Origin of the sequence: Christiangramia lutea, from assembly GCF_022489035.1 — a bacterium.
GTDB classification, from domain to species: domain Bacteria; phylum Bacteroidota; class Bacteroidia; order Flavobacteriales; family Flavobacteriaceae; genus Christiangramia; species Christiangramia lutea.
The window spans coordinates 237111-253976 of sequence record NZ_JAKVTV010000002.1 but is presented as its reverse complement, the minus strand read 5'-3'; the positions used below and the strand labels follow the sequence as shown (position 1 = coordinate 253976).

At 38.1% G+C, this 16866-nt stretch carries 11 protein-coding genes; 3 read left to right on the top strand and 8 right to left on the bottom strand.

Annotated elements, in window-relative coordinates; all coding sequences use genetic code 11:
* Positions 1 to 25: 25 nt before the first annotated feature.
* Positions 26 to 403 (top strand): DNA topoisomerase IV, encoded by a 378-nt coding sequence (locus tag ML462_RS07465; RefSeq protein ID WP_240713183.1) that lies wholly within the window; start codon positions 26 to 28, stop codon positions 401 to 403.
* Here the strand turns inward: ML462_RS07465 and mscL are convergent.
* The 6 genes from mscL to ML462_RS07435 all read right to left on the bottom strand — a co-directional run bounded on the left by mscL (position 400) and on the right by ML462_RS07435 (position 9448).
* Positions 400 to 846 carry a large conductance mechanosensitive channel protein MscL gene (gene mscL, locus ML462_RS07460; RefSeq protein WP_240713182.1) on the bottom strand — a complete coding sequence of 149 codons (447 nt, stop codon included), beginning with the start codon at positions 844 to 846 and terminating at the stop codon, positions 400 to 402. The genes ML462_RS07465 and mscL overlap by 4 nt on opposite strands.
* Positions 846 to 3491, bottom strand: a complete 2646-nt coding sequence (locus ML462_RS07455; RefSeq protein WP_240713181.1) for a DNA gyrase/topoisomerase IV subunit A — start codon at positions 3489 to 3491, stop codon at positions 846 to 848. The genes mscL and ML462_RS07455 overlap by 1 nt, the downstream gene beginning before the upstream one ends.
* Positions 3491 to 3985 (bottom strand): hypothetical protein, encoded by a 495-nt coding sequence (locus tag ML462_RS07450; RefSeq protein ID WP_240713180.1) that lies wholly within the window; start codon positions 3983 to 3985, stop codon positions 3491 to 3493. The genes ML462_RS07455 and ML462_RS07450 overlap by 1 nt, the downstream gene beginning before the upstream one ends.
* Positions 3982 to 5844 carry a DNA topoisomerase IV subunit B gene (locus tag ML462_RS07445; protein ID WP_240713179.1) on the bottom strand — a complete coding sequence of 621 codons (1863 nt, stop codon included), beginning with the start codon at positions 5842 to 5844 and terminating at the stop codon, positions 3982 to 3984. The genes ML462_RS07450 and ML462_RS07445 overlap by 4 nt, the downstream gene beginning before the upstream one ends.
* A gap of 183 nt (positions 5845 to 6027) precedes the next feature.
* A complete protein-coding gene (ychF, locus tag ML462_RS07440; RefSeq protein ID WP_240713178.1) occupies positions 6028 to 7122 on the bottom strand; it encodes a redox-regulated ATPase YchF in 1095 nt (364 codons plus the stop codon).
* Between the two features lie 163 nt (positions 7123 to 7285).
* Positions 7286 to 9448 carry a prolyl oligopeptidase family serine peptidase gene (locus tag ML462_RS07435; RefSeq protein ID WP_240713177.1) on the bottom strand — a complete coding sequence of 721 codons (2163 nt, stop codon included), beginning with the start codon at positions 9446 to 9448 and terminating at the stop codon, positions 7286 to 7288.
* 259 nt (positions 9449 to 9707) lie between these two features.
* Between ML462_RS07435 and treS the strand changes: the two genes are divergently transcribed.
* The gene (gene treS / locus ML462_RS07430; RefSeq protein ID WP_240713176.1) at positions 9708 to 13025 is read left to right on the top strand and encodes a maltose alpha-D-glucosyltransferase; all 3318 of its coding nucleotides are present in this window, start codon (positions 9708 to 9710) and stop codon (positions 13023 to 13025) included.
* 51 nt (positions 13026 to 13076) lie between these two features.
* Here the strand turns inward: treS and ML462_RS07425 are convergent, their stop codons facing one another.
* Together ML462_RS07425 and ML462_RS07420 are read right to left on the bottom strand one after the other, a co-directional pair.
* Entirely contained in the window at positions 13077 to 14273 is a 1197-nt protein-coding gene (locus tag ML462_RS07425) for a hypothetical protein (protein WP_240713175.1), read from the bottom strand.
* Between the two features lie 127 nt (positions 14274 to 14400).
* Positions 14401 to 15183 (bottom strand): class I SAM-dependent methyltransferase, encoded by a 783-nt coding sequence (locus ML462_RS07420; protein ID WP_240713174.1) that lies wholly within the window; start codon positions 15181 to 15183, stop codon positions 14401 to 14403.
* 386 nt (positions 15184 to 15569) lie between these two features.
* Here ML462_RS07420 and ML462_RS07415 point away from each other — a divergent pair, with 386 nt between their 5' ends.
* Entirely contained in the window at positions 15570 to 16850 is a 1281-nt protein-coding gene (locus ML462_RS07415) for a carboxypeptidase-like regulatory domain-containing protein (RefSeq protein WP_240713173.1), read from the top strand.
* The last annotated feature ends 16 nt before the right edge of the window (positions 16851 to 16866 follow it).

The window sequence follows — 16866 nt, the reverse complement described above, 5'->3', positions numbered from 1 at the left end:
GATTTAAAATGGATTATTTTGCGGTATGAAAAAATTGACCGCTTTAGTAAGCCTTATTCTGCTATCTGCCTGTTTTAACCCTGAAAGAAATTGTAAAGACCATAGAACCGGTACTTATGAATTTGAAAGCTTTATCAACGGAGAGCTGGTAACGAGCAGATTTATTCGTAACGACAGCCTTGAAGTAGAAAAATTCATGGGTGAGACCGATACTTCTACAGTTCGCTGGATAAATGATTGTGAATATATTCTCAAGAATACGAATCCTGAGGGAATGGCCGAAGAAAAACCCATTCATATAAAAATTCTCTCTACAACTTCCAAAGGTTACACGTTTGAATATGGATTAGTAGGCGATCCCAAAAAAGCTAAAGGAAAAGTAAAGAGAGTGGTCGAAAATTAGTTCTGCCTTTCTCTAAGTAACTTGTTCTGCTCCTCCATTTTATCGTTCAGGCTAGACAGCAATTCAATATCCTTCGGGGTGACCACTTTTTCATTCTTAGGATCCTGGGCCTTGTTTCGAAAACGGTTCATAAATTTAACCACCAGGAATACTACAAATCCTATTACAAGGAAATCTATTAAAGTTTCGATCAATAACCCGTATCCAATGGAAACTTCCTCAACAAAACCTGGCTCTCCTTTGGTTCCAGAACTTTCCTGCAGGATTATCTTTCTACTGGCATAATTCACTCCATTGGTGAGCATGCTTAAGGGAGGCATTAGTATCTGTTTCACCAGGACATCAATAACCTTGTTGAAGGCGGTACCGATGATGATCCCCACCGCCATATCTATCATATTGCCTTTTACGGCAAACTCCTTAAACTCCTTAATTAGACCCATTATTCGTCAAATAAAGATGGTTGTTCATCTGAATTCTTTTTCTTTTCAGGCTGTTTTATATCTCCAGATTTGATATCCTCTCCGGTAATTTCATCCTGTTTTTCAGAATCTGAATCTTCCTCTGAAGATTCCTTCTCCTGCGCCTCATAAGGCATAGGATCAAGAAGATTTATCTGGTTAACCTTCTCTGAAGTAAGCTGATTCCCTAAAGCCCTGATTCCTTTCACGGCAATAAATTCGGCGAGATTTACCTCTTCATTTTCACGTCGCTCCTTACCTTTTGGCTTGGTGTAAACTATTTCTGCCATCGGATAATAATCAGTAGAAACCAGTTCCAGGAATGAATCTTCATGATCGCTGATAAATTTCTCTTCCTTATCTGGTTGTTCTATCAGGAATCGCTTCACATAATAGCGTTCCTTTTCAGGCTCCCAGTAAATTGCAGAAACCGGTTTATCTTTAGACCATTTCTCCAGAACAATGATCTCGTCGTCAAATCTTGTAGTTAATTCAGGTTTAATGGTTTTCACCACACCATCCTGAGTAATGATGAGTAACCTGTCTTCACCCTTGAACTCGCCCAGAAGTTCACCTCTTTCGTCCACGTTAAGCCTTTTTACGGTTTCGTCGAACCAGATCCTGCGCGGCTTCAAAGTCGAAACTCCTTCTTCTTTTAATTCGATACGCTTAACAGAGTACTTGGTAACTATATTTCCTTTTACATTTCGCCCTTTTATCAATACATCGGCAAAATCCAGGTCGAATTTTACTTTTCTAATGCTTCCTACCTGGCGTAATAAAACGGTAACCACTTCGGCTTCACCATTAGGATTGGCAGAGAAATAAAGCACTTTCGAATCTTTCTTTCCCTGGCTTAGATCGTATTCTCTATCCCGGGTAACTGAAGTTACCGCAAATCGTTTCACATAAGTATTCCCGGCCTTACCGTCCCGGTATACCATATTATAAATTGTACGTTTATCCTTCTTTTTGAAGATCGCCACGTGAATGATATCCTTCCCGATAAAGGTTTTGGTATCAACCTTGGTCACCATCATCTTGCCATCTGCCGTAAAACAGATTACATCGTCAATATCTGAACAATCCGTCACGTATTCATCCTTCTTAAGTGAGGTTCCAACGAATCCTTCAGCCCTGTTCACGTAAAGCTTGGTATTCCTAATTACTACCTTGGTAGCTTCAATTTCTTCAAATAATCTTAATTCAGTCTTACGTTCTCTTCCTTGGCCGTAATCTTTTTTCAGTTTTCTAAAATAGTCTACGGCAAAATCAACAATATTGTCCAGGTTATGTTTTACCTGTGCGATCTCATCCTCAAGAGCTTCGATCTTCTGCTGAGCTTTATCGATATCAAATTTTGAAATTCTTTTGATCCGAATTTCAGTTAATCGAACGATATCCTCCTCGGTTACATCTCTTTTTAGATGTTTTGTATGTGGTTTTAAACCTTTATCGATCGCCTGGATCACTCCTTCCCAGGTTTCCTCCTCTTCGATATCACGATAAATACGATTTTCGATGAAAATTCTTTCGAGGGAAGAAAAATGCCATTGCTCTTCAAGTTCATCGAGTTTGATCTCCAGTTCTCTCTTAAGAAGATGCAAAGTATGATCTGTAGATCTTCTTAAAACATCTGAAACTCCTAGGAAAACCGGTTTATGATCGATGATCACACAACCTAATGGCGCTAATGAATTTTCACATTGAGTGAAAGCATATAAAGCATCAATGGTTTTATCTGGAGAAATATTATTAGGGAGATGAATTAAGATCTCAACTTCTGCAGCTGTATTATCCTCGATCTTTTTGATCTTGATCTTACCTTTATCATTCGCTTTTAATATAGAATCTATTAAGCTGGAGGTATTCGTTCCATAAGGAATTTCATTTATAACCAGCGTATTCTTGTCAAGCTGGTTGATCTTCGCCCTTATTCTTACTCTTCCGCCGCGTTTTCCGTCATTATAATTGGAAATATCTGCAATACCACCCGTTGGGAAATCGGGATAAAGCTTAAAACTTTTTCCCTGTAAATGCTTTATGGAAGCATCTATAAGTTCGTTGAAATTATGCGGAAGAAACCTGGTACTTAATCCAACAGCAATACCTTCAGCACCCTGAGCCAGAAGCATCGGGAACTTTACAGGTAAATTTACCGGTTCCTGTTTTCTACCATCATAAGAAAGTTGCCATTCGGTAAGTTTCGGACTAAAAAGAACTTCCAGGGCAAATTTTGAGAGCCTGGCCTCAATATAACGAGGTGCAGCGGCACGATCGCCGGTTAGAATATTACCCCAGTTACCCTGTGTGTCTATAAGAATATCCTTCTGCCCTATCTGTACCATGGCGTCACCGATACTAGCATCACCATGAGGATGATACTGCATGGTATGCCCCACTATATTGGCAACCTTGTTGTACCGTCCGTCATCAAGATCTTTCATGGAATGCATGATACGACGCTGTACAGGTTTAAAACCATCTTCGATAGCAGGCACAGCTCGTTCCAGGATCACGTATGAAGCATAATCCAGGAACCAGTCTTTATACATGCCGGTTACCTTTATAAGTTCTTCCTTATTCTCAAACTGCTCGTCCTGAGCTCCTTCTTGGTTTTCTTCCATTAGGCAGTAGGTTTGGGAAGGGTTTCTAATACCTTGTTTAAGGAATCAACCATTCCCCTTTTCTTTTTTCGGGTTAAAAATGTTGTATTGAAAGTATACTTTCTATAGCCTTTCTTTCTTCTTGACCGAATATAAATGGTCAAAGCTGAATAAATTCCAAAATCTACAAAATCAAATTTGCCCAATTTACGTTTCGGGAATTCAGCTTTTTTAACTCTATATTCCATGAATTTAGAAAAAAAGACTCCGTTATTTTTAAAATTCAAAGTTTCACCATCGCTGTCGAATTCGAATACCTGCCCTATTTTATGAACATAAATTCCAAGAAGCAAGGTGAGAATATTAGGCACAAAATGACTAAAGGTAATTTCCTGTTCGGTCTCGGAGGATGCCATGATCTCAATGTTCACAAAAACATTGGTAACAAAAACCGCAATCAAGACAATATAAATAGACGGTATTATTTTAACCTCATTTCTATTGGTAAATCTCATATTCCAAGTTCTTCAACTAGGTCAAGTTCAACTTTCAGGTTATCTATGATAAATTCCTGACGATCTGGAGTGTTTTTACCCATATAAAAACTAAGCATTTCCTCAATAGATTTATCTTTATCAAGCATTACAGGATCCAGACGTATATCTTCACCTATAAAATGAACAAACTCATCTGGAGAAATTTCACCAAGACCCTTAAATCGGGTAATCTCGACTTTACCTTTCAGCTTTTCTATGGCTGCTTTACGTTCCATCTCGCTGTAACAATAAATGGTCTCCTTTTTATTACGCACCCTGAAAAGTGGAGTTTGTAAAATATATAGATGGTTTTCCTTGATAAGTTCAGGGAAGAACTGCAGGAAGAATGTGATCAATAATAAGCGAATGTGCATACCATCAACATCGGCATCTGTAGCGATCACAATATTATGATACCTCAAGTCTTCCAGACCTTCCTCGATATTCAAGGCGGCCTGTAGCAGGTTGAATTCTTCGTTTTCGTAAACGATCTTTTTCGAAAGTCCGTAAGAGTTTAAAGGTTTCCCTTTTAAACTGAAAACTGCCTGTGTAACTACATCCCTACTTTTGGTTATTGAACCACTCGCCGAATCTCCCTCGGTAATGAAAAGCGTAGTTTCAAGACAACGCTCGTGTTTGCTATCACCAAGATGTACCCGGCAATCACGTAATTTCTTATTATGCAGACTGGCTTTTTTTGCCCTGTCTTTAGCCAGTTTCCTGATTCCGGAAAGATCTTTACGTTCTCTTTCAGCCTGAAGGATCTTCTTCTGAAGATTTTCAGCAGTTTCGGGATTTTTGTGTAGGTAATTATCGAGATTCCTTTTAACAAAATCATTGATATAGGTTCGTACCGTTGGCAGTTTTCCACCCATATCTGTAGAACCAAGCTTTGTTTTCGTCTGACTTTCGAAAACGGGTTCCATTACTTTTATGCTGATCGCCGCGACTATAGATTTCCTGATATCGCTGGCTTCATAATTTTTTCCGTAGAACTCACGCACGGTTTTCACAATGGCTTCTCTAAAAGCCGCCAGGTGTGTACCTCCCTGAGAAGTATTCTGACCATTCACAAATGAATGGTATTCTTCACTATATTGAGACCTACTGTGAGTAATGGCAACTTCAATATCCTCCCCTTTAAGGTGCAAAATAGGATAAAGCATATCATCTTCATGAATGCTATCTCCCAGAAGATCTTTTAGTCCATTTTCTGAATAGAACTTTTCGCCATTAAAAACTATGGTTAAACCTGGGTTCAGGTATACATAGTTTTTAAGCATCTTTTCGATATACTCATTTCTGAACTTATAATTTTTGAAAATAAGTTCATCTGGTATAAAGGTGATTTTTGTTCCTCTCCTTCTTGATGTTTCCTCGAGGTGTTCTTCATCTTTTAATTCCCCCTGCTCAAATTCGGCAGCATGACTTTTCGAATCACGGGAAGATTCCACTCGGAAATAGGAAGAAAGCGCATTTACCGCTTTGGTACCAACACCATTAAGTCCCACAGATTTTTTAAAGGCGCGGGTATCATACTTACCACCAGTATTCATTTTGGATACAACATCCACCACTTTACCAAGTGGAATTCCTCTACCATAATCACGAACGATCACGCGCTGGTTTTGAACAGAGATCTCAATGGTCTTCCCTGCTCCCATCACGAATTCGTCGATACTGTTATCTATAACTTCTTTCAGCAGAATATAAATCCCGTCATCCTGACTGGAACCATCTCCTAACTTCCCGATGTACATCCCGGGACGCATACGAATATGTTCTTTCCAGTCTAATGACCGAATATTATCTTCGGTATATTTAGTATTCTCGCTCATAGGTAGTAATGGAGTTATGCCCTAAATATAAGGTAATAGCTAAAAAACTAAAATAGTTCAGCACTAAAGTAATTAACAAAGATTTTAGAATAAATGTTAATTGCTTAGAAAATCGAAAGTTAGCAGATTTTTACCGGGTTCATTCCAGTAAAAATTTAGAAAGAATCTTAAAAAAAGAATAAGTTACACGTTAAAACGGAAGTGCATAACATCTCCATCTTTAACAATATATTCTTTTCCTTCTACGCGCATTTTACCCGCCTCTTTAACTTTGGCCTCACTTCCAAAGCTCACATAATCATCATAGCCAATTACCTCGGCGCGGATAAATCCTTTTTCAAAATCGGTATGAATCACCCCGGCTGCCTGTGGCGCAGAAGCTCCTACCGGGATAGTCCAGGCTCTAACTTCCTTCTCTCCGGCAGTAAAATATGTTTGAAGATCCAGTAAATTATATGCTCCTCGAATTAATTTAGCCGATCCTGGCTCCTCTAAACCTATATCCTGAAGGAACATCTGTCTTTCTTCAAAATCATCCAGCTCAGTAATATCAGCCTCTGTTCCAACAGCCAGTACTAGCACCTCAGCGTTTTCTTCTTTTACGGCTTCACGTACTTTCTCAACGTGGTCATTACCATCAACAGCAGCGCCTTCATCTACATTACAAACATACATTACTGGCTTATCTGTAATAAACTGTAATGGTTTTATAAATTCATTTCTCTCATCATCACCAAGTTCAATGGCACGAACAGATTTTCCAGCTTCCAATCCTGCTTTGACCTTTAATAAAGCAGCTTCTTCTTTTTGGGCTTCTTTATTCCCGGTTTTCGCTGCTCTTTTTACCTTATCGAGTTTTTTTTCAGCGGTTTCAAGGTCTTTAAGCTGAAGTTCCATATCGATGGTTTCCTTATCCCTTATAGGATTTATAGAACCATCAACGTGGACGATATTATCGTTTTCAAAACATCTTAAAACATGAAGGATGGCATCTGTTTCCCTGATATTTCCAAGAAACTGGTTTCCTAAACCTTCACCTTTGCTGGCTCCTTTTACAAGTCCGGCGATATCAACGATCTCAACAGTTGCAGGGATCACCTTTTCAGGATTTACAAGTTCTTCAAGTTTTAATAATCTCTGGTCTGGAACATTCACCACTCCCACGTTAGGTTCAATAGTACAGAATGGGAAATTTGCACTTTGAGCCTTGGCATTACTTAAACAGTTAAAAAGTGTCGATTTACCAACGTTAGGAAGTCCTACAATTCCAGCTTTCATATGATATAATTTTGATGCTTTGTTTTTGCGGCTGCAAAGATAGGTATTAGAAATGAGAATTTAATGGGATTAGTTGCAAGCTTAGTTGGATTTGGACTTAAAAAATAATCCGCAGAAAATAAGATACTTTCTGCGGATCATCAATCTTCCAAATTAGGATAGATTAGTCAATAAGATTTTTTAGTGGCTGAAAATCAGGATGTCCTGCCTGCCAGTAAAAAAAGGAAAAAATGTTAGCATATTTTTCAAAATTTTCTGCCTTGGTATCCCCCAAGCCATGGCCGCTATCAAAATCGGTTAGCAATAATATCGGATCATCAGAGGTATTAGCCACCTGAGCTTTTGCTGCGAATTTAGCCGGTTCCCAGGCAATAACCCTTGGATCGTTCATTCCTGAGGTTACCAGCATAGCTGGATATTCGGTACCCTCTTTTACATGATGATAAAAATCCATTTCCAACAAAGCTTTGAATTCTACAGGATCCTTTACTGTTCCAAATTCAGGAGCATTTACCGGGCCGTTTGGAGATTCTTCCATTCTTACCGTATTCATTGCACCAACCAAAGGTGAAACTGCTGAGAAAAGTTCTGGTCTTTCAGTTACTGCCCTTCCAACAAGAATTCCGCCGGCACTACCTCCAAAAAAAGATAGTTTTTCGGGTTGAGTATAACCCTTTTCAATTAAATATTCAGCCGTGGCAATAGCATCTTTCCACGTATTCGGCTTATTTGTTTTCTGCCCTGCACGGTGCCATTTGTCACCTAACTCTCCTCCACCTCTCACATGTGGAACAACAAATACTCCTCCATATAAAGTATGGATCAATAGTAGTGGGCTAAAAAAGGGACCTGTAGAAATTCCATATGATCCATAGCTGTACATAGTTGTGATATTAGAACCGTCCAGCTTGATATTTTTATTATGGATTATAGAAACCGGAACCATCACTCCGTCATGCGACTCCACCATTACCTCCTTTACAACAAGATCCTTGAGTTCTGGATATTCCGCTTCTGAAGACATAGGTTGATCTATAAATTCATTAGATTGCGGTACATATTTATATCGTTTTCCAGGTGTAGTCCATCCCGTAATGGTCACCCAAATATCATCATGGTCTGGTCCTTTGGATGATATCGAAGCAGAACCTGCCGTTTTTGGAAGTTTTATTTGCTGAGCCACATCATTATTATTGGCTTTATAGAAGAATTTAGTCTCTACACCGTTGGATTTTACGGTATAGTACAAACCATCCTGGGTAAGAGTAAAATTATCTATAGGTCCAATCTCAGGTTCTGGGATAGCTACCTTAGAATTTGAAAATGCCAGGTTACCTTTGGAAGCTTTTGTAATCTTAAAATTAGGAGCATTATTAAAGGTTAAATAATAGATTTCATTTTCACTTGTTTTGAAATCCTTTACCTTATCGTCTTGCGAAGTTAACTGTTCCCATTCTCCGGCCAGATCCTTATCGTTTACATATAACTTTATAGCCCTGTCTACAGTAACAATAATCCCGAAGTTTCTATCCATCTCCTTATCATAAATTAAAATTGGTATCTCTTCAGGTTTGATATTTAATTCAGGGTTTTTGGCGCTGCTAAATACTTCCTTATCATTAGCCTGAGCCGTACCCAATTTATGCTCATATACCTTTAAATTCATCTGTCTCTCCATATCTGAAATATCTGGAGAATTAAGTTTAAGATAATAAAATGAGTTATCCCCAGCGGTCCAGCTCATACCCTCAACAAGTTCCAGGGTTTCACCAATTTGTTCACCGGTTTGATCTAATACCAGAAGTTCACCATTTTCAGAACCATCTGGGGCAAGTATCACCCCTACCTTGTTTCCTAGCCTATCCGGATTAACCGAAGAAATTGTGTAAGTCTTTCCTGAATCATTTTTATACTTATCTGGATCCAACAATAATATCTCTTTTCCGTCGTAACCCTTACGGAAATACAATTTACCCGTCTGGTCCTCTGGTCTAGTTTTCAAATAATAGTATAAATCGTTATTGGTGATATTTAAATTACTAATCCTGGAAGCTGTTCTACTATCCATTTCTTCCATCTTGCTAATCATTTCCTTCTTTCCTGGAATAGAATTCAGGACAGATTCAGCATACTTGGTATTTGCCTTCATCCAATTGATTACTTCCGGATCACTAAGATCCTCCATGTACTGGTAGGGATCTTCCACCTTTATTCCATGGTATTCATTTACCGTATTTTTTGGCTTCGCTTTTTCAGGTTTTACAATTTCCTGTGATGCCATTAAAAAAGGCAACAATAATAATAGAACGGACAGATGTCTTTTCATAATTCCAATGGTTTTAGTTGATTAATTATTAATTCCGAAAAATGTTTTTGAAGGATCTTTTAGGTCAGGCTGGGAGTCTAAATATAATAAATAATACTGTAAAACAGGTAGTTACGAACATTCAAGGAAAGATTTATTTTTTTATCCTAAGGCTGAAACTGTATTTTGTTTAATATTCCTTTAACTGTAGAGGCTTTTAGTTTTTTATAATTTTAAACGGAAGACTGATTCCTGATTCTTAATCACTTAAACATTTTTTATGCCTAAAAAATCAACCGAAAAAGAAAATCTCTGGTACAAGGACGCAATAATTTACGAGCTGCACATAAAGGCTTTTTTTGATAGTAATGATGATGGAATTGGCGATTTTGAGGGCTTATTGCAAAAACTCGATTACCTCGAAGACCTTGGAGTCACTGCGATCTGGCTACTACCCTTTTATCCTTCTCCATTAAGAGATGATGGTTATGATATCGCCGATTATTACTCGATTAATGAATCTTACGGAAATGTAGAAGATTTTAAAAAGTTCATCGAAGAAGCTCATAGCAGAGGTTTAAAGGTGATCACGGAATTAGTGATAAATCACACTTCAGACCAGCACCCATGGTTCCAAAGAGCTAGAAAGGCCCCCGCAGGTTCCCCGGAAAGAAATTATTATGTTTGGAGCGACGATCCCCATAAATATAAGGACGCCAGGATCATTTTTACAGATACTGAACCATCGAACTGGAGTTGGGATGCAGAGGCTCAGGCATATTACTGGCACAGGTTCTTTTCTCACCAGCCCGACCTGAATTTTGACAATCCTCAAGTTCAGCAGGAAGTATTTGATATCCTGGACTACTGGTGTAAGATGGGTGTAGATGGGTTCAGGCTGGATGCCGTACCCTACCTTTTCGAAAGAGAAGACACCAATTGTGAAAACCTGCCACAAACTCACGAATTCCTTAAAGACCTAAGAGCTTATGTAGATAAAAATTATGATGATAAGCTTTTACTTGCTGAAGCCAATATGTGGCCTGAGGATTCTGCAGCCTATTTCGGAGACGGGGATGAATGTCACATGAACTATCACTTTCCAATTATGCCCCGAATGTTCATGGCTGTAAAGATGGAAGATCGATATCCAATAATTGATATTATAGATCAGACTCCTGAAATTCCTGAGAACTGCCAGTGGGGAATTTTCCTTAGAAATCATGATGAACTTACCCTGGAGATGGTGACCGATGAAGAACGGGATTATATGTATAAAGTATACACGAAGGATCCCCAGGCGAAGATCAATGTTGGAATTAGGCACAGGCTGGCTCCACTACTGGAAAACAATAGAAGTAAAATTGAGTTGATGAATGTGCTACTTTTTTCCCTTCCAGGAACACCCATCATCTATTACGGTGACGAAATTGGCATGGGAGACAACTTCTACCTTGGTGACCGTGACGGGGTTCGTACACCAATGCAATGGTCAGCCGATAGAAATGCAGGTTTTTCACTTGCAAACCCTCAGAAATTATACCTCCCTTTGATCATAGACCCTGAATATAAATATGAATCCATAAATGTAGAAACACAGCAAATGATCTCATCTTCGCTTTTATGGTGGATGAAAAGGATCATAGGAATGCGTAAAAAATATAAGGCTTTCGGCCGTGGGGATATAGGATTCCTTTCACCAGCAAATTCAAAGATCATAGCTTACACCAGAAAATTTGAGGATGAAAAGATTCTTGTCCTGGGAAATCTTTCCAGGTTCTCCCAACCCGCCGAGATTGACCTGGAAGAATTTAAGGGTTACACTCCTGTGGAGGTCTTTAGCCATAACAGGTTTCCTGTGATTTCAGAAAGGCCATACCTTTTTACTCTTTCCCCTTATGGATATTACTGGTTTGTACTTGAAAAAGAAAGAGAAAGAGTTGAGGGTAAAAGCAAGATACCGGCTTTAAACATAGATAACTGGAGTAATCTATTGAAAAACAGAACCCTTCAGAAACTTTCAGGGCAGATCCTCCCGCCTTACCTGGACCACCGAAGATGGTTCGAAAGCGCAGGTAGAATAATCCAGGAAATTACAATTAAAGAATCGGTTGAAGTAAAAATTAAAAACCTTCCTACAAGAATCCTGGTACTGGAAGTTACTTATAACGAAGGATTACCAGAATTATACCAGCTACCCGTTTCTTTTTCAGCTATGGAAAACGAAAATCTTCTGAATGAAATTCCGAAAAGAGGAATTATTGCAAAGTTGAAAATTGATAAGGACGAAGGATATCTTTTTGATTCAGTTTACGCTGAAGATTTTAGAGATCATTTGATCGATAGTTTTCGCAAATCTCAGAAATCCAGAGCAGGTTCTGGAGAATTAGAGTTTTCAGCAAATAAAACAATTTTAGATTCCCTGGACGCAGAACCAAGATCGGAACTGGTGAGTACTGAAAAACGCCAAACCATTATTACCTATGATAATAAACTGATCTTAAAGCTCTACAGGCGACTCGATCAAACCTTTAATCCAGATGTGGAAACCATTAAATTCCTTTCAACAAAAACCGATTTTGAAAAGATCTCAGGATATGCCGGAGCCATTAAATTTAATCGTAAAACCGGAAAACCATATTTCTTCGGTATGATGCAAGAGATGATTGAAAACCAAGGTGAAGTATGGTCTCATGTAAAAGATTCCTTAGACAGGTATTTCGAGAGAGTTCTTACATCTAATAAGGAATTTCAAATTAAAAGGCCTTTGAATAGAATTACCGAGGCATTGAGTTATGAAGACTTCCCTGTAGAATTTAAAGAACTATCAGGGATCATTTTACCAGAAAGGATTTACCAACTTGGTGAATTTACTGCCGAGTTACATGATGCCTTATCCCAGCATTCTTCAGATAAAGATTTTGACAAGGAAGAATCTTCCCTCCATTACCAAAGGTCCCTGTTTTCTGGACTTCAGACCCTAACCAGAACCAGCCTGCAAAAACTTAAATCAATTTTAAGCGAACTCCCGGAAGATACAGCCAGGGAAGCCGGTGAAGTGATAGGTCTAAAGAACGAAATATTAAAATGTTTTAAAGACATCTATGACCATAAGATCCCTGTGATGAAAATTAGAACTCACGGTGATTATCACCTTAGGCAGATCCTCTGGACAGGCAGGGAATATATCATGAATAGTTTCGAAGGTGATCCCGCAAAATCATTCAGCGAAAGAAGAATACGCCGGTCTGCTATGCGCGACCTGGCGGCTATGATTCGCTCTCTCCATTATGCCGCCTATAGCAACATCCTTTCTTCGGAATATGATCAACAGCGTAAGGAAGGAAACCTGGAGGAATGGGCAGAAACCTGGCATTATTACATAAGCCGCTTATATATAAAAGGTTATAATGATAAGGCCAAGGGTAAAGATTACATTCCGCAAGAACTTGAGGATTTTAAAATTCTCATGCATACTTTCCTGCTCGAAAAAGCCCTATCTGAGTTGAATTATGAAATCGATAACCGCCGGGAATGGATCTTAATTCCTATTCGGGGAATTAAAGGTATCCTGGGTTACTATAATAAGGAAGATTAGAGCTGAACAAGTTTTAAAAAATAGAGCCTCAAAATTGAGGCTCTACTTGTGTTATTCCACTATATACATTTCGTTAGAAGCTTTGATATATTCCTGGGGATTGAAAGTAGATTCAAAACTATTTCTCACCATATCCAGTTTTAGCTTCAGGTTTTGCATTTCATCCTTCAAGTAAGGATCTTTTTGATATTTATGGATCAGTTTTTCATATTTCTCCAGGTTCTCAAGAATCCTGAATGTCAACATTCCAAACCTAATTTTCAGGTTCTGCACAACGAGCATTTGATCATGATATTCCTGTTTCCAGTTTTCAGGATTGGTTTTCCGCTCCTCCACGATCTTATTTTCAGCGATCTTTGAAATATCAAGGACATATTGAGTACGCTTTTTTGCGTCGGTCTCATTCGTGAAGTTTTCAGTGAAATCCTTTTTCTTTATATCCAGGATCTCCACCAGGTTATCTTCCATCGCCTTATTTTGAAGTTCTTTGAGCTCATTAAGACTTTTGGTAATAGCTTCCCATTCGGTTTCTATAAGGTCTTTATCGTGAGTGAATTGAGCTATCGAGGTGGTTAACTTAAGCATTTGCATACTTTGTTCTTTCAATTCCTTATCCCTCCTGTTAAGTGAGCCTATAAAACTACTAATCCCATCGAAAAGGCTTCCTGCGAACATTCCGGTAAAAGGTGTTCCCTTTGCCAGGTCTCCAGTTACCTCCAGCATATGGTTCAATGCCTGAAGCCTTGCTTCATCCTCTTTTTCCTCGGCAATATATTCCTTGAATTTCCCGAACCATTCCTGGTAACCTTCGTAATTCATAGGATTTCCAACGGCATCCAAAGTTGAATAAAACTCCCGGGAGGTATTGAACAGGTTAAGAGGTTTAATTTCCCTCTCCATAGACGCCAGGTTCAATACAGCAGAACTATAATTGTACTTATAAACACTCACCGTGTTTTTATCTATTTCTTCCTGTCTTTCTTCCAGGTATTTCACCCTTTCCAGTAATTTCTCTACTTTTTCTGATGCTGAGTTTGAATTCTTAATGCTCTCATCCAGGTTGGTGATCTTGGAGTCTATTTCCTTGATCCTAAACTCCAGGTTCTGGCTTAACAAACTACGTTCTCTATTAAGCTCTTTCAATACCTGTTCGGTTACTGAAGCATTTTGATTATCGGCATAAATTTGAGCATCCATTTCATTGAAGCTGAAAAAGACAGCCGATATAGCGAAGATTATTCTCTTCATAATTAATTTCGATTTAGGTCAACTTGATTAACGCTTCAGGAGGGAGCATATTTCATGCCACCAAAATAAAAAAGGCAGTAAGTACCAATCTGGGCTAAAGGGCCTAAGATTATTGTAGAAATAATAGTCAGAAAACCTGAATTTTCCCCAATCTCATGAAAATAGGAAAGGTAATTTGATTCTTCTCCCCGAAGGCTTTTCTAAGATCTGTCTCTATCATAAAAACCGGATCTTTTTTCTGACTTTTTTCAAAATGTTTTACTGCAGACCAGGTTCTAAGGTATCCAAGTAGATGTTCAATTGTCCAGTTATATTTATGTCTGAATTCAGGAGTTTCCAATTCTTTAAATGGGAATGGTATCGTAAGGTATTTTTCCTCCAGATACCTTCTTTCCTCATCCCAAAACGGACCTATAATGTCCTGATAAAAATAATGAATGACCTTATTCGTTTCTGGATTACTTTGAAAGAGTCCATAACCCAATAGGACTAATAGTCCGTCAGGTTTCATACATCGTTTAACCTCAGCAAAAAAGGACTCAAAATCGAACCAGTGTACCGCTTGTGCCGAAATAACTAGATCGAATAAATCTTCATTAAATTCGGTCTTTTCTGCCGGCTGGATAGAGTAATGAATATTTTCTTTTTTTACAGCGTTCCCTAACTGATTTTCACTAATATCTGTAGCCTCCACCCTATGGAAAAATTCTGCTAATTTACCTGCAACCTGACCATTTCCAGTGCCGCAATCCCATGCAAAACCAGTATCAGAAAGTTGAGACCTAATGAAATTAAAGACCTCTTCAGGGTACCCGGGTCTGTATTCGGAGTAAAATTGAGATCCTTGTGAAAAATTATCTTTCAATGTATTTCTGTTAAACTGAAAAGGAATATCTGTCTGAATTTTCATATGCCTACTTCCCATCTCAGGCAATACATGTCACTACATGTTAAATACTGGTCTTCTTGAATCAAGTTATCATTTCACCAATCTTCGAAAATAAAATTCCGAAATTTCTACCATTTTGGGATAAAATTCAGTGAATAGAGAACTTACGCTATATTCTATCAAAATTAACGGATTAAATTAAAGTTTCAAAAATGTGATTTTCCCCATTATAAATCTGGAAAGTCTTTAATCTATTTTTACAAACCAAATTTAAAAAATCACAACAAACCCACTATTAAAATAATATTTTAGCAATTGTTCACTTCAATTTCAAGGCTATTCACATCATTTTAAGCCATAAATTCCTTATATTGTATAAGTTTATTTCAATCATAAATACAATTGTTATGAAGCACTATGAATCATATTTAAATGTGAAGACTCCCTTCCTTTTAATACTTTTCAGTTTTCTGTTTGTTGCTGTTCAAAGTTTTGCTTTTCAGCCTTCAGATATTAAATATGTTGAGTATAAGGGAGAGGTAGTAAATGCCCGAAATGGAAAGCCGATTTCTTCAGCTTATCTTGCCTTGAACAATAGTAATATCTCTACTATTACCAATTCTGATGGTGAATTCTCTTTAAAAGTACCGGAAGATCTAACAGAAGCAACAGTTACTATTTCTGTGCTTGGCTTTCAAAGTAAAACCCTTCCGTTAACCTATTTTGAAAGTGCAAACACCAGGATAGAATTGGATGAAACGGTTGAGGAATTAACTGAGGTTAGCCTTTATAAAGCTACCAATCCCCGTTTGCTGGTTAGAGAAATGTTAGATAAAAAAGATGATAATTACCTTTCAGATCAAAGCCTTATGACCTCGTTTTACCGAGAAACCATTAAAAAAGGATGGAGCAATGTAAGCCTTTCCGAAGCAGTGGTTAAGATCTTTAAGAGCCCGTATAATTCTGCAAAAAAGGACCTTGTTTCCATTTATAAAGCTCGTAAGAGCACAGATTATGATAAATTAGATACGGTAGCTCTAAAATTAAGAGGTGGCCCGTTTAACACTTTATATCTGGATATGATGAAATATACCGAATATGTGTTAAGGCCGGAAATGCTGGATAGTTATGAATACAGGTTTGATGATCCTACTAAGATCAACGACCGTTTTACCTATGTAGTTGATTTCAAAGAAATAGATGAATCTGATCCTTGGTACTATGGTAAGCTATTTATTGATGCTGAAACCTCTACTCTGGTTAAAGCAGACTATCACTTGAATGTGGACGACCGTAATGCAGCCGCAGAAATGTTCGTTAAAAAGAAACCTAATGGTTCTAAGGTATATCCTACCGAATTAAGTTACCAGGTTGATTATGCACAGGAGGATGGAAAATGGCATTATGCTTATGGGAAAGCCCAATTGGAATATGTCGTGAATTGGAAAAGGAAGATATTTAATTCCAAATATAAGATCAACAGTGAGATGGTTGTAACCGACTGGCAGGCTTATGCCGGTGATGACTGGAAAAAATCTGTAGATCTAATTAAGCCTAATATTGTAATGGTAGATGATGTCTCAGGATTTTCTGATTCCGAATTCTGGGGAAGTAATAACATTATAGAACCGGAGAAATCCATTCAAAATGCGATAGATAAGATCAAACGAAAAATAGATGACCAATAAAAAAGAAACCCTCGCT